At 32.9% G+C, this 18,490-nt stretch carries 20 protein-coding genes; 3 read left to right on the top strand and 17 right to left on the bottom strand.

The window, feature by feature from the left end; genetic code table 11:
- Positions 1-30: 30 nt before the first annotated feature.
- From ACQKL5_RS02240 to ACQKL5_RS02210, 7 genes are all read right to left on the bottom strand, one after another.
- A complete protein-coding gene (locus ACQKL5_RS02240; RefSeq protein ID WP_427606391.1) occupies positions 31-1,608 on the bottom strand; it encodes a DUF342 domain-containing protein in 1,578 nt (525 codons plus the stop codon).
- A gap of 482 nt (positions 1,609-2,090) precedes the next feature.
- Positions 2,091-2,675, bottom strand: coding sequence for a hypothetical protein (locus tag ACQKL5_RS02235; protein WP_427606390.1), 585 nt, complete (start codon positions 2,673-2,675; stop codon positions 2,091-2,093).
- A gap of 133 nt (positions 2,676-2,808) precedes the next feature.
- Entirely contained in the window at positions 2,809-4,416 is a 1,608-nt protein-coding gene (locus ACQKL5_RS02230; protein WP_427606389.1) for a hypothetical protein, read from the bottom strand.
- A 427-nt stretch (positions 4,417-4,843) separates the two neighbouring features.
- On the bottom strand, positions 4,844-5,290 hold the full coding sequence (locus ACQKL5_RS02225; protein WP_427606388.1) for a Panacea domain-containing protein: 447 nt from the start codon (positions 5,288-5,290) through the stop codon (positions 4,844-4,846).
- A 198-nt stretch (positions 5,291-5,488) separates the two neighbouring features.
- Positions 5,489-5,737, bottom strand: coding sequence for a hypothetical protein (locus tag ACQKL5_RS02220; protein WP_427606387.1), 249 nt, complete (start codon positions 5,735-5,737; stop codon positions 5,489-5,491).
- Positions 5,737-6,252 (bottom strand): P27 family phage terminase small subunit, encoded by a 516-nt coding sequence (locus ACQKL5_RS02215; protein ID WP_427606386.1) that lies wholly within the window; start codon positions 6,250-6,252, stop codon positions 5,737-5,739. Before ACQKL5_RS02215 ends, ACQKL5_RS02220 begins: the two co-directional genes overlap by 1 nt.
- A 292-nt stretch (positions 6,253-6,544) precedes the next feature.
- Positions 6,545-6,766: a hypothetical protein gene (locus ACQKL5_RS02210; protein WP_427606385.1), complete on the bottom strand. Its 222-nt coding sequence runs from the start codon at positions 6,764-6,766 to the stop codon at positions 6,545-6,547.
- A 436-nt stretch (positions 6,767-7,202) separates the two neighbouring features.
- Here ACQKL5_RS02210 and ACQKL5_RS02205 point away from each other — a divergent pair, with 436 nt between their 5' ends.
- The gene (locus ACQKL5_RS02205) at positions 7,203-7,388 is read left to right on the top strand and encodes a hypothetical protein (RefSeq protein ID WP_427606384.1); all 186 of its coding nucleotides are present in this window, start codon (positions 7,203-7,205) and stop codon (positions 7,386-7,388) included.
- Positions 7,389-7,550: 162 nt separating this feature from the next.
- On the opposite strand, the gene ACQKL5_RS02200 is transcribed toward ACQKL5_RS02205, so the two are convergent.
- Both ACQKL5_RS02200 and ACQKL5_RS02195 read right to left on the bottom strand, forming a co-directional pair.
- On the bottom strand, positions 7,551-9,116 hold the full coding sequence (locus ACQKL5_RS02200; RefSeq protein WP_427606383.1) for a phage major capsid protein: 1,566 nt from the start codon (positions 9,114-9,116) through the stop codon (positions 7,551-7,553).
- Positions 9,117-9,482: 366 nt separating this feature from the next.
- Positions 9,483-10,745, bottom strand: coding sequence for a DEAD/DEAH box helicase family protein (locus ACQKL5_RS02195; protein WP_427606382.1), 1,263 nt, complete (start codon positions 10,743-10,745; stop codon positions 9,483-9,485).
- A gap of 487 nt (positions 10,746-11,232) precedes the next feature.
- On the opposite strand from ACQKL5_RS02195, the gene ACQKL5_RS02190 reads away from it, so the two are divergent.
- The gene (locus tag ACQKL5_RS02190) at positions 11,233-11,949 is read left to right on the top strand and encodes a hypothetical protein (RefSeq protein WP_427606381.1); all 717 of its coding nucleotides are present in this window, start codon (positions 11,233-11,235) and stop codon (positions 11,947-11,949) included.
- 84 nt (positions 11,950-12,033) lie between these two features.
- Positions 12,034-12,291, top strand: coding sequence for a DUF7662 domain-containing protein (locus ACQKL5_RS02185; protein WP_427606380.1), 258 nt, complete (start codon positions 12,034-12,036; stop codon positions 12,289-12,291).
- Positions 12,292-12,402: 111 nt separating this feature from the next.
- Here ACQKL5_RS02185 and ACQKL5_RS02180 read toward each other — a convergent pair whose 3' ends face one another.
- From ACQKL5_RS02180 to spoIVB, 8 genes are all read right to left on the bottom strand, one after another.
- Positions 12,403-13,029 (bottom strand): hypothetical protein, encoded by a 627-nt coding sequence (locus ACQKL5_RS02180; RefSeq protein ID WP_427606379.1) that lies wholly within the window; start codon positions 13,027-13,029, stop codon positions 12,403-12,405.
- A gap of 119 nt (positions 13,030-13,148) precedes the next feature.
- The gene (locus ACQKL5_RS02175) at positions 13,149-13,283 is read right to left on the bottom strand and encodes a hypothetical protein (protein ID WP_427606378.1); all 135 of its coding nucleotides are present in this window, start codon (positions 13,281-13,283) and stop codon (positions 13,149-13,151) included.
- 159 nt (positions 13,284-13,442) lie between these two features.
- Positions 13,443-13,844: a hypothetical protein gene (locus tag ACQKL5_RS02170; RefSeq protein WP_427606377.1), complete on the bottom strand. Its 402-nt coding sequence runs from the start codon at positions 13,842-13,844 to the stop codon at positions 13,443-13,445.
- A gap of 40 nt (positions 13,845-13,884) precedes the next feature.
- Entirely contained in the window at positions 13,885-14,106 is a 222-nt protein-coding gene (locus tag ACQKL5_RS02165; protein WP_427606376.1) for a hypothetical protein, read from the bottom strand.
- Between the two features lie 126 nt (positions 14,107-14,232).
- Positions 14,233-14,721 carry a hypothetical protein gene (locus tag ACQKL5_RS02160; RefSeq protein ID WP_427606375.1) on the bottom strand — a complete coding sequence of 163 codons (489 nt, stop codon included), beginning with the start codon at positions 14,719-14,721 and terminating at the stop codon, positions 14,233-14,235.
- Between the two features lie 169 nt (positions 14,722-14,890).
- A complete protein-coding gene (locus tag ACQKL5_RS02155) occupies positions 14,891-15,868 on the bottom strand; it encodes a tyrosine-type recombinase/integrase (protein ID WP_427606374.1) in 978 nt (325 codons plus the stop codon).
- Between the two features lie 155 nt (positions 15,869-16,023).
- Positions 16,024-16,815 (bottom strand): sporulation transcription factor Spo0A, encoded by a 792-nt coding sequence (gene spo0A / locus ACQKL5_RS02150; RefSeq protein WP_427606373.1) that lies wholly within the window; start codon positions 16,813-16,815, stop codon positions 16,024-16,026.
- 317 nt (positions 16,816-17,132) lie between these two features.
- On the bottom strand, positions 17,133-18,425 hold the full coding sequence (gene spoIVB, locus ACQKL5_RS02145) for a SpoIVB peptidase (protein ID WP_427606372.1): 1,293 nt from the start codon (positions 18,423-18,425) through the stop codon (positions 17,133-17,135).
- Positions 18,426-18,490 lie beyond the last annotated feature (65 nt).

The raw sequence follows: 18,490 nt of genomic DNA, 5'->3' as shown, positions 1-18,490 counted from the left end.
AATTATTTTGATTCATTAAATTAAATTGAATTAATCAAAATGAAGATTATTATTTTCTGCATAGAATGTTCCTTTTGTTAAATCGTTTAATTTTTTCTCCATACTTTTAATTTGCAGCCGTGTATCCGGAAACGCCATTTGGCCGATGGTAATTTCCCCCTCACCTTTTGATTCAAGTGTATCCATCAAAGATTTACGCTTTTCATCAATATGGAAAATTTCAACATTCAAACGTTCTAGCTGATTTCTTGCATGTTCATATTGATAATTTTGCGATACGTTCAATTGTCCGACAAACCTTTCATAGACTTCCAGCTTCTCCTTCATTAGATCCAGCTCTTGAACTTTCGACTTATACCGAAGTAGCGTTTCATTCAATTCCTCTTTAAGGTTCGTACGGTTAAATCCTTGTACATTTACGATTGTCTTCCGTTCCATCTTATTTCCGATTACAGCTGCTCTTACTTTTCCGTGCGCTTCAATTACACCTCCAATTAATTTCCCTTTCTTTTCATCCGTGTAGATATTTTTCGCTTTCAGAAAACTTCCGAGCGAATAATATCCAATATGTATGCTTTGTCCTGCTTTCAAGTGACTTTCATTGGCATGTTTAACAAAAATATTTTTCCCTGCAGTTATCTCTGATACCCCTTTACCAAAAATTCCGCCTTTAATGAATACATCACCTGTTATTGAATGGATTTCTTTTACATTGCTTATTCCCAGTTCACTTAGAATAGAAATATCCTTGGTTGCCGTTACCGAAAAATTATCCAGGACCGTTCCTTTTATGGTGACACTTCCTTCAAATTCGATATTGCCTGTTTCATTTCCTACATCTCCCTCAATGACAAGGTGATTCCCCACAGATATCCTTCCGCCCTTGAACTCCACTACTCCATCTATCATGGCCCGAAGGACGATTTTACCGTTACTTTCAATAGCCTCTACACTTTTTTGATCATATTGGATTTTTTTATTTTTCCCCTTTTGAGCAAGAACGAAGTCCCCAGTGATTGTCTTACCCATCGTTCCATCTGTAGGTGGAGTCTTTTCCCCAAGCCAATCTCCCTTTTTCACTTCATCTAGAAAATTCATGTCGTAATAATCAGCCTTGCCGTCTTCCCGAATCGCTGGCTTTCTATCTGATCGTTTATAATAGGTAATCACAGCATCCATTCCATGAACAGGCTCCGTTCCCTTTGCCACGACGTTGGAACCCTTCACTCCTAACTGATTTTGCAAAACATGCATGAGGATTCCTTCAGTAATGTTATTTCGTTGAAGATCTTGTAAGATATTACCTACTATTTTTGAATGATGACTTCTTAAATATTCCTCGGAACAGTTAATTTTCACACTAGCTGTCATCTTGTCTTCCGCTATATTCCAATCTAAAAGTGGCTTTTGTTTTCCCACTTTAATTTTCTCTCCACTAGCTTGTATTAGCGCCTCCTTTAAATCTTTAAAGTTATCCAGTGAGATCTGTGGGAATTCATTCAGAATCGGGTTTAATTGCAAAATAGAAAAACCCTTTTGAAAAACGGTCATATATATAATTTCTTCTTCCATTTCCAAGATAAAGAAATCATTTTTTTCATAAATCACATGCTTTCCCCCTAGCACCTACGTATATATACCTATAATTATAATTCATAAACACGAAAAAAAGACAAACAATATACATATTTTACTAAGTATTTTTCCACTATACTATATAGGACCAATAATTTACAAATGAACAAAAACGCCTTTTATTTATTGGATTCTTTAGGAAAAATCCAATAAATAAAAGGCGTTTAACTTAATAAAAAAAGGCAGATCCTCCTCCTCATCTTAAAAGGAGGCCTCGAATCGTTATTCTATTTTATCGGCTCTAGCCTTTTTATGGTCGATTGTTATAAAAACAATGGCATTCCCCTAACCCTGTCAAGAAGCTTTATGTTCTAGACGTAGCTTGTCTGCGACCATCGCAATGAACTCCGAACTTCTCGGAGTATAGGGGTTATCTTGAATTCTTAAACGTTAATATAATCAACATCAATTTCCAAACTTCTTCTTTAATAGCCAAGAATTTATCGGTATATAGCTTAAATACATTGGTCTTTCCTTGATTGTATTTTATCATCCATATAAACAAAACGATAGCCCCCAATTGGAAAATTTTTCGTAGGTTTTGTAGATTCTCCAGTTTTTAGACTTCTTCCGCACCATCCATAAGAACAAATACCCTGAGTAGCAGCAAATTTTCCAGCGTCTCTGGAACTTCTAAATCTTTTTATGAGAATACCATCTTTATACATCATCACTTCTTTTGCATGAGGTCTGGCATGATTTCTCTTAATCAATTCTTTAGTTTCCAAACTTCTTTTTTTCCCCTTAAGAATATTGGATATTTTTATCTTTGTTTCTTCCCCTAGTCTTCTTCCAATGCTTATATTAAATTTACCTTGATTGAGCATTTTGTACTGATTTGTGATTTTTTCTTCATATGTATAAGCTTCTTCTTCCTCATCAAAATACTTTAAAATAATGTATTCTAATTTTCCACTTTTCATCATGGACGCATGTTCAGATGATCTACTGTTATAACCACAATATCTAAAATTAGATCCTTTCCCAACATAAACTATTTCTCCAGTTTTCTTGTCTTTATGAATATATACATAGTACATATACTAATCACCTCGACATTTTTATATCGAGGTGATTGAATTTGTAAACAAACTATTTAAATTTTAAAGAGAAGTTAAGCAATGGAATCAATACTTCCTTATATATTGAATAATTACAAATAATTAAAATCCCTTAACTAGATACTGAAGCACCTTTATTTTCGCTTTCCTTATCTTGAATGTTAAAATATTCTTTTGTATTCTCCAAAGATACTAAACCAAACTTATCTTCAGCTTTTTTTATTTTTCCCACAAGATATATTAAGAAATTCTCCTTGATGTTTGGGGATGAAACAAGACTAATGTCTATTAATTCTCCATGATTTGATGAACCAGGTAAAGAATTTGCTTTTGCAAATTTTTGCTGCGTATAAATAATGATAGCCATTTTTTGCATGCAGTACTCTATTGTATCTTCGTTAAATGTGAATTCTACCTCGATATCTGAAAATGTATTTCCACTAAGTTTAGCTTTTATTAAAAATACATCCCTTCCACCATTAATTTCAAACATGTTGAATATATCTTTAAGAATTTTCCCTTCACCATGGTTAGTTATTAAATATTTAATTAAGAAACCAGTAATTGGGTACTTAGAAAGTTCAATACTTTTTAAAAGAACCTGTAAAACAAGGTAGATTATTGCTTTTTCAATTGTAGTATCTTTTTCTGTTTCCTGCTGAATTGAAACCCTAATAGCCCAAGCAGAAGATATCTCTATTCTGGGCTCTTTCTTAATTAGTCTTTTCATTGAATATACCAAGGAGCTAATTAAGTTGAGTTGATCTTGCTCGACTGCATTTATTAATAAATGTTTATATATTCTAAGACCTCCAATATATGATGGATCCTGAGTCAGTTCTCTACTACAAAACTTTTCTAATTTTTCTATACCTGTTCTAAATAAAACTGTTTCTTTTGAGTCCAGATAGATTATTAGCTCGTGCAAAATAGTATAGAAATCTTTTTTTAATTCTTTAAATTGATCTGATGGCTCTAATGTAAATAGAACATCAATACAATCCGGAATTTCTGCGTGGCGATTATTATCATGTAAAGACTTTATTAATGACACATGGTGTACTAAAAAAGATTTATGAAGATTTACATGATCTAAATGAGAAGCTTCATATAAGGAATGAGCAGGAACATTCATCTTCAATTTAGGTCCTAAATAATCCATCATTTCATTAGTAACACCTTGATTATACAAAGTGGCAAGTTTTTTAAGAGAATTAAATGAATCACTGTAAACTTCCATCATATTTTTATCAATACAAACTATTAATGTTTGATAGAAAGTTTCAATTGAAGCAGTCATGTATTTATATAAACCTTTATTAATTCGATATTTTCCATTTAACAACATAAATTGATTTATTACTAAGTTTACATTCAAAATAGAATTAGCTAATAAATTCCTAATGTCTATACTACTAATCATTTTTCTAATTGTATTCATACCATAAAAAATACTAGCAAGTGTTAATAGTGACCAAATTAAGAGCCTCACAAAATTATTAGGATCTTTATAAAAGTTTTCTAAATCCCCACCAGTGAAAGGTATAGAAACCGCTTTTCCAAAAACAATATTAAATAGAATATATGCTAGTCCTAATATGAAACTAATATTTCCCGATGCAAGGTTACTACTTATAGAAATGGTCTTTCTTTCTCTATAAACAAAAAAGTAAATTGTTAGAGATATTGACCAAAATATCGCTAATAAATTAGATACCATGTCAATTCCTCCTATTGTATAGGAAGGATTGGACCTCAATAGATTTACTATATCAATATTGTTAGAGGTCACTAAATATTCATTGATACCTTTAAGTATTTTTTTGACCCAATCTAATTGAGGAAAAGTTATATACAGTAGGAAAAATGAAGCTATGAAAATAACAGGGCTTAACATTGTAAATTCGAAGTTCTTTTTACTTATTGAGTAAGATAATTCCTTTTGCCAAAGAGAAATCCTCGACATTATACCTAATTCTATAATTTTCCTTTGTTTCATATATTGATCATTTTCTTTAAATACCTCATGTGAATATGTAAGATAATTTCTATATCTGCTTGTATACATGAAAATAATGATTATTAAAACTATAATCAGTAATATAACCAATAAAACCCATCTCCCTCCTCAGAAAAAAGGACGCAATTTAATTTGCGCCCTGTAATAATAATCTCCCATAGTATTCTTGCATATCATTTATGTCGATATCTGAGTTCATACCCTTTTTCCATGCATTTTTCCATGGATCTTCTTGATGAGTAAGAGTCTCCAAATACTTCCCATCGTATTTTCCGTATAATTCCCAAACACCTTCTAAAATCCCAAGATCGTTGGAGTCAATTTCAAAATCCAATTGTGTAATTGGCTCAATTACATTTGAACCGTATTCTCGATATTCCCTATATAGATCACGTGAAACGGGTCCATGTAACCATGCTTCTAAATTTTCTTGAAATAACCTACGCTCTCTCAATGCCATACTCCAAGCTTGAGCATAATAGACAAGTTTTTGTAATTTCAAATGAGTAATAGAAAAATTGCCACCATGAATACTTCTGTATAAAAAGTATAAAGCTACCCGACGAACATCCATTATCCACCCTCCTTTTTCAGATAAGGAACATGTTTAATACATTATTAATTCTGCAATGATTTAATAATTCCTTCAAACCACCACAAATATTATATAATTTGGGTGTAAATTAATTATATCTAATAGAAAACAATTATGTTGTAGAAATTTAAAAATAATTAAGTTTTTTTATTATAATTTAATTGTTTCATTTGTGGTCTACCTAAAGGTCCCTTCATATTCCTCAATCATTTTCAATAATTTCTTATTGTTTGTTTGAATTGCTTTCTTCTTCATCAACAAACAATACTTATTGTGAGGAAGTAAATCATTAACTTTTGCGCTAATAGCAAAAAGAGTATAGATTAAAGGATCAAGAACTTCAGGGTTTTTAAGCATTGTCTCAAGAGCTTCTTTTTGATTTAATGATTTAGCTTTATTTATTAGTTCTTGTTCTTTTTCAAACATCAATTAGCTCCTTCTACTAAACTGTTAATAAGAAATTCATCATCTTCATTAAATCGAATATTGGAAATGTCGTTACTAACTATTTCAATCAATTCTCTACGACTTGCTGGATCGAGTTGTAGGCTCTTTAGCTGAGCGTTTAAAGTATTAAGTAGCGTATTTCTTTGTTGAAGCATTGGATTCGGTATGGTTTTTATTGTTCCTTCACGTGTTTCTAATCTTTGTTGCATTCCATCTTGGGCAATAATTTTTTCAGCTTCATTCAACAGGTCAAAAGTATTCGTAATTGATACTAAGCCAAATTTGTCAATACCAACTAAATGTGTTGCTCCAAGCTTTTCAAGTTCTTTAATGAGAATATTGAATATTAATTCATTTCTTAAGAAAAAGCCCTTTGGAACTTCAGAAAAGTCAGTTTGTGGCAAAGCCCTTTTAAATTCTTCTGATTGTTCTTGTTTCCTTCTAGAACGAGTTACATTACTATCCTTATGAGTTCCTACAATTTTTTTGTTCATCAAAATTCTCCTTTTTATAAAAATGACGTGGACCCTTTTAAACGGTAACGTCTGAATAAATACTCCCTCACGGTTATTTAAGACGTTTTAACTTTTTTTCAAAAAGAAGGTAGGCCATATCGTCACTGACTAGCTACCCTTAACACTTGAAATTCATTTTCTTTTTCCCAATTTACTCTTCACTCTTGCATCACACATCCAATTACAAACTACTATCTTCACCTGAGCTACTACTCTGCACTTGAGTCTACATCATCTACTTCAGCTTTCACCTTAAATGATTAAACTTAACTCAAACCACAGTTCTCATGAACTCATATGAAACTTCTTCTATACCTAACTCCTTTAGCTTTATGTTTGTTCTTTCCCAAACCTCAGTTCTCTTTACTTTCTTACCTCTGTTAGATAACACTTTAGAATAGTATGATGCAACAACCTTAGTCACTGCTTTACGATATAAATCCACACCTACATCTTCTTTAATATCCTTTAAACATTCAATCTTCTTATCCATCATTATCCTTCCTTTCGAATATTATTTTATATATTGTTGTATTGTAATACTCTCCATATAAAGCCTATATCTATGGCAGCATGTTATAATTCATAACTTACAGCAAGTACTAACTCCAGTAATACCATATTTTTAAGAGCTAATACCTAACAGACTTATATCAGCCCTAATAATACGAACTACTGCCTTGCATCTTGAGTCTCAAACAGGCATCTAACTTTTTTACAAAACATCAATCTTGGTATTGATAATCGGTACCTCATTTTTTTCGTTCATAAAAAAAGCTCAGTCCGCAGAGATTGTTGCTCTAGATACCTTATCTTATTCAACTAACGGGGCAGGATAGCTCAAGAAGGATAAATCCTTATTAAAGTAGAATATATAGAAGGAATAGGGCTAAAGGGGCGGGACAGCAAAGAAATGAGGGAATTCAAATATGAAATTAAATGCTAAATTAAATACAGCACAAATCATCTTTACTTCTGCGTTTACTGCCACAATACTTACCGTTGTAACTTCTTTTGTAGAATGGGATAAGTCAATATATACGGGTCTTTTTGCAGGAATAATGGCTATGGTTGGTGCAGTATTGGCTAAGATTATTTTTAAAGAGGAGCATTAGAGATGAATTCTTGCTAAACAAACGGGTACGTTATTCAATAACAGGGACAGCTAAACTATAGCTGTCCCTGTTTTATATAGCTGATAGCAACAATCTTTACGAACAGAGCCTAAAAAAAGAAGGAAGTTTCAGAGATATAGGTCTCATCCACTTCCAATGACTTTAGTTAGAAACAGTTAACTTCGCTAATGCTTCAGGATTGAATACAGCTCCATCAACATACATATCGTAGATGAACATTTTCGTACCTGCAAGAGCATTCTTAGTATCCGTAATCATCTGAAGACCCGACTCACCTTTAACCATGATTGCATATCCTAATCCAACATTTCCGAAGACAATAGGATTTTCAGCAGTTAGAGAATTAGTTACGATAATTTCAGCACCAAACAACGTGTAGGTCAATCTTCCATTTACGAATCCATTCTGCATATAAAAGTGTCCAGCTTCATCTTTCATTTTCGAAATTACATTGAATGCATCTCTCTGAATGTAGAATGCAGAACCAGTAAGATAGTCAGGATGAATTGTGTTGTATAGGTCTAATAAATCTTCTATTTTCAAAAACTCTATAAGATTTTTACCAACAGGAACTACAACCTTTACTTCTTTAACATCTGTGTCATGAACAATTCCACGAAATTCTTCTGCTGTGTTACCAGTAAAGATAGAACTCTCAATTGTCTTTCCAACTCGTCGTGATAACAGATCTGCAACATAATCAACAATGTTAACACCAGAATCATTGATTAACATATTTGTTAATGAAATTGATGCACCTACGCGTTTTTGTTCAAGTTTTACTTCACCAAAGGATATTGCTAATTCTGTAACATTTTGGCCTTCCCCTACAAATCCTGCTTGATCCGTACTATTCTCTCTTGGTATTTTCAATGAACCTGCAACGGTGGGAAACTTTCGAGACCGTCCAAATACTGGAGCTGTTTCTTCTAACTTCTTAATAATCTCTTGATGAACATTTTGAGGAACAGCACTAGTACCATTACCTGTATAGTTCAATGCTCGTTCTTCTCCACGAAGATAATTTGCTACCCTTTTATACTCAGCTTTTCTCTGTTCTTTTGCTTCTGATTCTTTTGTTGGTTGTCCATAGTAATGTACTGTTTTCATATTAGATTTTCTCTCCTCTTTTTTATAAACTGAAAGTTTAGTTCCCTTTTTCAATAATTCTAAATTAGACGGTATTTTCACGTCTTCAATAAGATCAATTCCTCTTGCTGAAATAGTTGATTGAGAATAGGCTGGATCTTTAACAACACTAACCTCAAATAGTTCTAACTCTTCAATCGTTCTTTCATAGAAATCTTGACCAATTAACTTCCAATTGTCTTTTATGGTCCTAAAACCGAAAGACATACTTCTGTGGATTCCAGACTTAATTAATTCGTAATAGTCCTTTCCCCAAGAAGTTGGCGTAATTGTCGCTGACATAAAAAGACCCTGCTCATCCTCTTTAAGTTCTAAAGAACTATTTCGAGTTGATGCAAGGATCAATTCTCTTTTATGCTCTGCTAGAAAATCTATATCACTAGAAGAATTCTGAATAGCTCGAGCGAAAGCTCCTTTTCCGATTTTTTCAACGAATTTTTTTGCTGTCCCTAAAACATTACTAAGCTGTTCTGTCTTATTGACATATCCTGAAACAGTCATTGATCCATCAGGATTAGCTTCTAACTGAGATGTAACGACACGTATTTCCATTTTCATCTGTTTTCCTCCATATATTTATTGACATTGTTAATTCTATTTAAGGAATCTCCTATGCTATTATTGATTCCTTTTGTGAGATATTTAATATTTGTTGAGTTTAACAATTTTTGTAGTAGGCAAAAAATAAAAAGACACTCAAGTAATTTGAGCGTCTTAGGTTGAGAAAAGAAATGTATATATCTTTCTCTTATATTCAAACGTTGAAAAAATTGAAGAAAGCCTGGAGAAACTTTCTTTGATATAGTAATGAAAAACCACTATAACTCTCTAATATATATATATATTTCTAAGGGAATTTGTACGGATTTTTGTTCGTTTTAACAATATTTTTGTTCGTTTTAACAATTAGTTATAAGGCCATTCTTATATTTCGAAATTTATCCATTTTTTCAACAGAGTTCTCATCCTGCTTGATGGAATGTAACAATTCATAGGTTTATTATTTCGTATACAACCACGGAACAAAAATTGAATTAAATCTGAGGTTGCTAATAAATCTTCATCCACTTCTATTCCACGATTGGAGAAGAATTGCTTCTCATTAGGATTCATGAAACGGTTAAGTACGAAAGCCATTGCTGTTTTATCTGCATAAGCGTTTGTAGCTCTTGTGTTAAATGGGATGAAATTGTCTTTGGAACGGTCGTCTTCCTTATTGATCTTACATTTCTTATTTTTTATTTTTGGAGCTAGAGTTTTAAAAGTAGTCCAGAAAAGATCATCAACTTTTGTTGAAGCTTGAGTCGTAAAGAAGGTTAATAGATTTTTTCTAAGTTGATCAATCTGAGATGTATCCGCTTCATTAAACCATCTTTTGGATAAAACTTTATCAGGCTTACTAGATTTGACAAGATAATTCGAATTCAATTTACTAATTGATTTTCCATTCTGGTAATCTTCATATATACCAAGAAGACTTCCAATATAATCTCTCGGTTCAAGACTCTTTGAATACTGAGTTAATTTGTATTTTTCTTCAGCTTTGACTACTGAATATTTTTGATATTTGATTTCATGCATATCGTAGTAATACTTTTGAATTTGCCCAACAAATAAATATGTAAGGATATAAACTTCTTCGAAAGAACTGAAATTTATCACTGGCATTGTCCAAAAAATAATAACTCCATTATGAAGGAACAGATTTTTCTTCATAGCTAATACCTTCAAATGATTGAAGACTCCATTATAATCGCTATCGAGCCAAGTGATTTCTCCAGTTGGTGCAATTCTAAGAATTTTCGAAGCTCTTAAAGATCGAATATCATCTTTTGTTATGTCTCCAACACTGTTAAGCACGTTAGCTACTTCGTCCATAATCAATGTATATCCTTCTAACTTAATGTTCATTAACGTTTCTTGATCGAGTCTAGCAAATAATTCATGAGTCATAACAATATTGGCTGCTTCTTTAACAAGGGTTTTTATGTGATTTGATTTTTTACCTTTACCATATTTTGTTTCTGGTTCGTAAAATTCTTGCATGGATTCATTTTTAATTCTCTTAACTTCTGATAAAAATGGGGTCACATAGATAAATAGTTTATCCGGATTTTCATTAATATATTGGATTGCGTAACTTGTTTTACCTGATCCACAAATTGCATCTAATACTTTTACTGTCATTTTAATTCCTCCAAGATAGTTATTTCTTGTTGTTAATATATCTGGAGGTTTTAAAACGTAAATTAAACGGAGCACCACTGTCGTAAACTTTTACTCAAACTTTCTTCGAAAGGTTTTCGTATGATACCCACTTTATAATATTTATTATTACAAAAATGTTCAAGAAGTGTTGGTACCAAAGGGTTTCTGGACAACGTATTTCCACTTTCTGAAAATATGTTAAATTTCTAACTTTGGACAACCTTTAGGTTGGACAAAAAGAATCTTACGAAGTAGAGTTCGCACAAAATCATATTTAACTGACAACATATTCAAATTATTATAAGTAGGATATGAATTTTATTATCTAAAACTAGAGGTTAATTTAAGATTAAACCACTTTTTCCTTATAATTAAAAAATGAGAATTTTATACCTTATAATTTGTTGTAAAGTTTAACAACATAACAGATTATAGTAGAATATAAGACAAAGGATGTTGGTGCAATATGGTAGAATATTTTTTATTAATTGTAGTTAGTTTTATCTTGGGCTTATTCACTAAAAATTATCTTCCGAGTTATGCAAAGGAGAAAGGCAAGAATCTAGCAACCAAAGAAGATATACAATTAATTACCCAGAAAACAGAAGAGGTTAAGCAAATATTCGAACGAGATATTACAATTTTTTCAAATGAGTTAACCTTCCGCAATGATTATGCTTTTAAACGGTATAGTCTCTTATATACGGAGATTTATTCAATTGTTATTCAATCAGAATATATCCGATTTTTTTATATGAAGAATGGACAAAACTTTGAGTTTGAACAATTTCCTTTTCTTGAAATTGAAGCCTCTCAAATTAAAAGAGTCACTGAGTTAACAGGAAGGCTTATATCCGAAGAAGTTACTAAAATAATCAATGATGTTACGTCTGCAAATAAAAAAGCTTTATATGAATTCATCATTATAAATGGACAATATGCGTCTCCAAGGCTCCTAAAATTAGCAGTTTCATACCGATATACGTATGGTAACTATTCAGGAACTAAGAATGTTGAAGATAGTAAATTGAGAGATGCCTTTGATTCTGCTGAAATTGCTTTGTTAGCTGATCTTATCCAAACAATAGTAATTGAATACAACGAGATGAGAAAAACTGTTAATCTAAGCTATAACGAATCCGAATTACAAACAGGTAGATTGGATCATTCTCACTTTCAATGAACTTTTTGAAGGCTACAACAAAGAGGTATTTAATAAATTTATTAGCTAAAAATTATAAACCATGAGATTTAAGGGGCTGAAGAGATGGGTACAAGGAACAGTAAATATGAACCGCTGCATAAATTTTTAAAATTAAACGGTTCGAATCGAATAGTTATGACTTTTTTAGAAGTGGAAGACGTGCTTGGATTTACTCTTCCAGTATCTGCGTCTAGGTATATGGCATGGTGGGATGGTGCTTCGCAGCACACACAAGCCTATTCCTGGACAGAAGCTGGATTTAAGGCAAAACCAAACTTGAGTGAAAAAAAAGTCGAGTTTGTTAAATACCAAGAAGAATAGTTTAGTATCTTAAACTTTCTAGCGGTACGTTAATTTAATCAACTGAGAAGGGGCTTAGAGGTCTGTTGCTGGATTTATAAAATATTGATTTCACCAAAAAAGAATCAGCTATTAGAGCTGATTCCTTAACATTCTTGCCAGTTTTATAACTTTTCTAGTTTCATTTAATTTAGCTTCCTTAACTTTTTTATCAGGCCCAAAGACTTGAAGAACTAAATCTTGAACTTCTTCAAATCGATCGCGAGTGTTAAAATAAAATGCATATGCCCACACTTCTTGCAAAAGCATATCAAGGTGATTCTTTCTTCGATTAAGTTGCTTTGTTTTATTTCTTCGATTTTTCAAATAAACTTCTATCTCTTCTTTTCCAACACCAAAAGAATGAATATTCATCATATTTACAGTGATGTTTGCTATACCATTTTGTTTGTGTTTTCGTTTAATGATTGCGATTTTAGCTTGCTTCCGTTTGTATAGTTCAGAAAGCGAAATTGCTCCATACTCATGAAAATCCCAATATGTTCTTCGATACTTTTTTACTACTGCTACTATACTTGGATTATAACTATCATCGCCTGTTAGTTCTAATAATTTATACTTAATAAAATCTATCCCTTTCTCAATACAATCAAGCTCCTCAAAATCTTCCTTAGTTTCAGCTATTATATTAAGACCCCTATAGTTACTATAAAGAATTGTTAACTTACTTTTCAATTCAGCGATCTGATTTTGTTTCATATGAATAACCTCCGTAGTTATGTTTTTTATTACGGAGTCTTTATATCTTCTATTCCAAGAATGTAAAGCAAACCACAAAAAAACTGCGATAAAAATCGCAGCCCTCTTCTCACCTATGTTTAATACTCTAAATCCAGCTCAGTTTTTGGAATCCCTCTATTGTTGTAATACTTATTAAACATTTCATCGAGCAGCTTCCACCGTTCTTCGTTTTCCATTTTTTCAATTATTACTAAAATCTCTTCTGCTTTCATAACAGTCATCTCCTATCCAAAATTGCTCATTACTGAACCTTATGAAAGATTCTATATAATTCTCCATTAATATTCTAAAGATTCAACACGAGGTCATTATGAACCTCTGAGAGCTATCTAATTATCGGGTTAGTTCTCTCACTTATGATTTAAAATTTTTCAGATTATTATTTTAACCGTTTGATTTAAATCCATTTTTAACTCTTCAATTTGTTCAATTATTTTAATTGCTTCTCGAAACTCTTGTTTTGTAACGCTAAGAAAGTCCTGTTCATGTATTAAAGGGTCTAAACTGTTAATAGGTTGAGGTTCTTTCGCACTTGTATTCATCTCGCCTATAATCTGTTCTACTGCCTTCTTCACTGTCATCCCCGGTTCATTCTTCAAGGAAATTAATTTAAGAAATAAATTTAATTCCGCATCAGAAAAAATTACTCGCCCAATAGTGTTCCGTTGAAAACGATGATCATTTTCTTCCATAAGTAGATAATACTTTTTAACAGTAGATGGGCTAACCCCTAAAATATCAGCTACACTAACAACATCATGAGAATTAACCATAACAGTTACAACCTCCATAATTTGCTAATATTATTATAACTCAGTTTTCTAACCAATTGTAAATAAACGGATATCCCTCATTACTTTTATTTCTATTTTTATTTTGAGCCAATTCAGACATTGTCTGTTGGTAATCATAAAAGTCTTGAGATCTTTTATAATCAGAATTAGAAACAATTTTTTCAAGACATTTATATGTAAATCCGTTAATCTTCTCGTCAGGTACATTTTTATAGCGTCCACTTGTAATCGTATCATTCACAAATTGGGTAATTAGAGTATTCCACTGTTTTTTTGACCATCTACCTAAAGAAAACTTAGGATACATTTCATTAGCAGCATTAGTTAATAAACTTTTGAATCTATCGATATCAGATTTCTTGTAATTTCAATTGAAATTAGGCTTTTTATTTAGAGGTTTAGTTAATGGTTTAGTTAAAGGTATATTATGATGCTCTTCAAGGTGTTCATATGGTTGTTCTACTGGGTGCTCATGATTTTCATTAAGTTTTTTCTCTACAGCAATTTCACTTTTGAAATTCTCAACAATATAAATATTTGCAGATTGTTTATTATTTTTTCGTTTAGCAGGATTAACTGACAAGACTCCAATTTTTGAGAGTAAACTAAAGAATCGACGTACAGAAGATAAACTTATTTTCATACTGAATCGACGTTCAAACATATTAACGAATGTATTATAGGCGATTGAAAAAACGCCATCTGCTTGCACCGCTAAATCAGATATTAAGTAGGTCATTCTTATTTGAAGATCAGTGAGGTCCCAATTATTTTTAACTTGTTCTACAAAAGCTTGTTTATCATATGTATTTTTACTATATTTCTTTAGCTCTTCCATTTTTCCATTCACTAACATACCATCTACTCCTTGAGTACAAGGAAAAACATTGATATAATGACAATGACAGTTCCTTGTGAATTGTTGGTCGACCTTATCCTAGAGTGCCAGCTCTATAATGGGTAAGGTCTTTATTTAATTATAATACTTTACCACAGTAAAGTACAACAGTGTTTTGTTTGTGGATTTATAATCTCCATTTTGATAAAGGGGAATGTTGATGGTACTTTTTTGCAATCTCTTCTCTAGTGAGATCTAAGTATGCTTGTTCCGTAACCGTAACAGAAGAATGACCTAAAATTCTACTCAAGGTATAAAGGTCTCCTCCATTCATTAAGAATTGCCTTGCAAAGTTGTTCCTTATTTGATGGGGATGAACCGAAAGCCCAATCTCTTCTCCGGCTTGTTTAAGTTGTTTTTCAAATGATGCAATTGTCAACTCAGTGTTTCTTGTAGTTGGAAAAAGGAGTTCTACCGTTGTATACCGTTCTTTAAACTTAACGTAATGGCGTAGCTCTCTTGACATTTGTTGAGAGAAGTAAACATACCTCTCTTTTCTTGCTTTGGTTTTCGTAAGAAGTATCATTCTATGTTTAAAATCAATATGATCAGCTTCAATGGCTAAGCATTCCCCAATCCTCATTCCTGTATCTTGGAGTAGCATTACAATTACTTTGTTTCTATAACCATGAAATTTAGTGTAATCAAACTGATTCAGTAATAATCTAAACTCATCTTCTTTAATTTCTTTTTTCTGTCTCCGCTCTGTCTTGATCTGTTTAATTGAATCGACTGGATTTTTCCTTACTTCTCCTTCTATATGCAACCAATTAAAAAAGACCTTTATATTTCTAAGGTAATTATTGATTGTCACATTGCTGACTGTCTTTTTATAGTCTTTTCTATTTTGAGGATGATTTATTTTAATACTTTTATTATTCCCCACTACTGTGTATTTCCCTCGTTCTTGTACGTACTTTATATACTGACGAATATGTCCTGTTTTCACTTTATTTGGTTCAATAACCTCATGCTCATTCTTTAAATACAAAAGAAACAATTTTAACGACTGTTCGTAAGAAGCCAAAGTTTTTAGTGACAAGTTCTTTGATTGACAGTAAAGAAGAAAATCTTCCAGAAAAAATTCTAACTCTGTTAGCTTCATTTCATCACCCTTTAAACAAAATAAAAAGACCAGTGAATTTTTTACATTCATTGGCCATTCCAGAATAAGTTTATGGGTTTTGAAATCGATTTTTAGTATAATTTTTAAGAATTTATTGGCCTACTATTATCTGGAAGGCCTATCCCCTAACCCTGTCAAGAAGCTTTGTGTTCAAGACGTAGCTTGTCTGCGACCATCGCAATGAATTCGGAATTCGTAGGCTTAGCCTTGGTCATGCTTACCGTATAACCAAATAAAGAAGAAATGGATTCAATATTACCGCGACTCCAGGCTACTTCTATCGCATGACGGATGGCACGTTCAACCCGACTAGCCGTGGTATTATATTTTTTTGCAATATCGGGATACAGGACTTTAGTTATTGAACCCAGCAATTCAATATCATTGTACACCATCGAAATCGCTTCCCTTAAGTATAGGTATCCTTTAATGTGAGCAGGCACTCCAATTTCGTGAATAATGCTTGTAATACTGGCATCCAGGTTTTTCGGTTTTGATTCAGTTTGTGGACGGTAACTAAACTGACTATGATTCTTGAGGACAGACTGTCCTTTATTGCTCACTTGACGGATGTGATTAGACAAGTTCTCCATATCGAAAGGTTTTAGGATGAAATAGGAAGCCCCCAAATCCACAGCCTTCTTCGTTACATCTTCTTGACCGAATGCAGTAAGCATAATCACATTAGGCATGTTTCCCCGTTTTACTTCACGAAGTTTCTCCAGTACCCCTAAGCCATCTAAATGAGGCATAATAATGTCAAGAATTAAAATATCCGGATCAACGCTTTCTAGCATACCCAGACAATCTTGACCGTTATGTGCTATACCGATTACCTCCATGTCTTCTTGGGCTGAAATGTATTCTTCCAAAAGACCAACCAGTTCTCTATTATCATCTACTACGCATACCTTGATTTTTTTCACTCTTGATTTCCTCCTCAACTACAATGGTCTTTTTTTCTATATGACTAAATACTATTGTAATTGAACTTTTCGACAATGGAAACTAAATTCCTTTTATTTTCGAAAAAATAAAAGGAATTCAATATTATTCTCCGGATATCTCTTGTTTTCGACTTCGTTTGCTATCACACGAAGCTGTTTGTCGAAAAATCATCATTTTAACATCATTTTAACATATTTCCTCCAAAAAACCTTATTCTTATTAAATCATTTTAGTTGTCAGCGAATTACAGAGAAGATATACAGAAAAAAGGTATCCAAAAGGATACCCTGTAATTTCAGCTTGCTTTCTCATAATCGTCTTTGTCATATATATTGATACCGGCTTCGTTTAACATCCACTCGATGTGGACTCCGTACCCACTTGTAGGATCATTGACAAATACATGGGTAACGGCACCGATTAATTTGCCATTTTGAATGATGGGGCTTCCGCTCATCCCTTGAACGATCCCACCCGTTTTTTGGAGTAATTCTTTATCTGTCACTTTTAGAACCATTCCTTTGATCGCAGGAAACTTCTGTGGAATGGAGCTGACTATTTCAACATCAAAGGCTTCCACTTCGGAACCGTCCACCACCGTAAGAATTTGTGCAGGACCCTCCTTCACTTCATGAGAAAGGGTAATTGGCAATGCCTTATCCATAACACCATTTTTGAAATCCTGATTTAATTTTCCGAAAATCCCAAAGGGGCTATTACGGTTAATATTGCCGATTTTTTCTTTGTTGGCTGAAAAGCGAGCCAGTTTCTCCCCCGGGTCCCCATTACTTCCCTTTTCAATGGAAGTCACCATCGATTGCACAATTTGCCCATCTTTTACCACGATAGGCTTTTTAGTGTCCATGTCTGATATGACATGTCCCAATGCTCCATACTTCTTAGTCTCCGGGTGATAAAATGTCATCGTACCGATACCCGCGGCTGAATCACGGATATACAAACCCAATTTGAAAATACCTTCTCTTTTATCCTTCAAAGGCATAAGCGAACTGTGAAGCACTTTATTATCACGATTGATCACTAGATCCAATGGCTCTCCCTTTTCACCTGCCTGCTGAACAAAAGGAGTCACGTCACCCATCTTTTTTATCGTTTGACCATTGATTTCAGTAATGATGTCCCCGATTTCCACTTTCGCTTTTTCACCTGGTGATTTCTTTCCTTGAGGTGTATCAACCAGATGATGGCCGACTACAAGCACACCCAAAGTATTAAGCTTTACCCCAATGGATTGTCCACCAGGGAGCACTTTAAAGTCTTTTAGCACCTTAATATCGACTTTTTTGGCCGGCAAACCTGCAACATCAAGCAGCACCTCATTGGTCCCCGGCTTTTCGGCATCAAGTGTAATGGAAGTTTTCTCATCATGGACCGAAATTCCTTGGCTTGAATCCAAAACTTTTGCAGAAACGGGTAATGACTTGGAAATACTATAGTGATTACCTTCAAAGAGCACAAGCTGATTTGGAATTAAAAAGTATTCACGAAATGGCTGGTATAACCCTAATGTTAATAGCGAAACAAGGAGAATTCCACCGATGATCCTGTTAATCCATACAAATTTCAATCCATTCACTCTCCTCGCTCTCTAAAACTTTATGGCTACCCCTTTAATTTAGCCTTCATGACAAT

This window comes from Peribacillus sp. NPDC097675, assembly GCF_050277655.1.
In the GTDB taxonomy this organism is placed as follows: Bacteria; Bacillota; Bacilli; order Bacillales; family DSM-1321; genus Peribacillus.
This window is presented reverse-complemented; position numbering and strand designations above follow the sequence as displayed.

Coding starts and splice junctions, on each gene's coding strand:
- ACQKL5_RS02200 (WP_427606383.1), bottom strand. CDS start 9,116: ATGAAAATGGAAATACGTGTCGTTACATCTCAGTTAGAAGCTAATCCT.
- ACQKL5_RS02160 (WP_427606375.1), bottom strand. CDS start 14,721: ATGTTAGTGAATGGAAAAATGGAAGAGCTAAAGAAATATAGTAAAAAT.
- ACQKL5_RS02210 (WP_427606385.1), bottom strand. CDS start 6,766: ATGGATAAGAAGATTGAATGTTTAAAGGATATTAAAGAAGATGTAGGT.
- ACQKL5_RS02175 (WP_427606378.1), bottom strand. CDS start 13,283: ATGAAAGCAGAAGAGATTTTAGTAATAATTGAAAAAATGGAAAACGAA.
- ACQKL5_RS02230 (WP_427606389.1), bottom strand. CDS start 4,416: ATGGTATCTAATTTATTAGCGATATTTTGGTCAATATCTCTAACAATT.
- ACQKL5_RS02205 (WP_427606384.1), top strand. CDS start 7,203: ATGAAATTAAATGCTAAATTAAATACAGCACAAATCATCTTTACTTCT.
- ACQKL5_RS02195 (WP_427606382.1), bottom strand. CDS start 10,745: ATGACAGTAAAAGTATTAGATGCAATTTGTGGATCAGGTAAAACAAGT.
- ACQKL5_RS02215 (WP_427606386.1), bottom strand. CDS start 6,252: ATGAACAAAAAAATTGTAGGAACTCATAAGGATAGTAATGTAACTCGT.
- ACQKL5_RS02190 (WP_427606381.1), top strand. CDS start 11,233: ATGGTAGAATATTTTTTATTAATTGTAGTTAGTTTTATCTTGGGCTTA.
- ACQKL5_RS02180 (WP_427606379.1), bottom strand. CDS start 13,029: ATGAAACAAAATCAGATCGCTGAATTGAAAAGTAAGTTAACAATTCTT.
- ACQKL5_RS02155 (WP_427606374.1), bottom strand. CDS start 15,868: ATGAAGCTAACAGAGTTAGAATTTTTTCTGGAAGATTTTCTTCTTTAC.
- ACQKL5_RS02185 (WP_427606380.1), top strand. CDS start 12,034: ATGGGTACAAGGAACAGTAAATATGAACCGCTGCATAAATTTTTAAAA.
- ACQKL5_RS02220 (WP_427606387.1), bottom strand. CDS start 5,737: ATGTTTGAAAAAGAACAAGAACTAATAAATAAAGCTAAATCATTAAAT.
- ACQKL5_RS02225 (WP_427606388.1), bottom strand. CDS start 5,290: ATGGATGTTCGTCGGGTAGCTTTATACTTTTTATACAGAAGTATTCAT.
- ACQKL5_RS02170 (WP_427606377.1), bottom strand. CDS start 13,844: ATGGTTAATTCTCATGATGTTGTTAGTGTAGCTGATATTTTAGGGGTT.
- ACQKL5_RS02235 (WP_427606390.1), bottom strand. CDS start 2,675: ATGTACTATGTATATATTCATAAAGACAAGAAAACTGGAGAAATAGTT.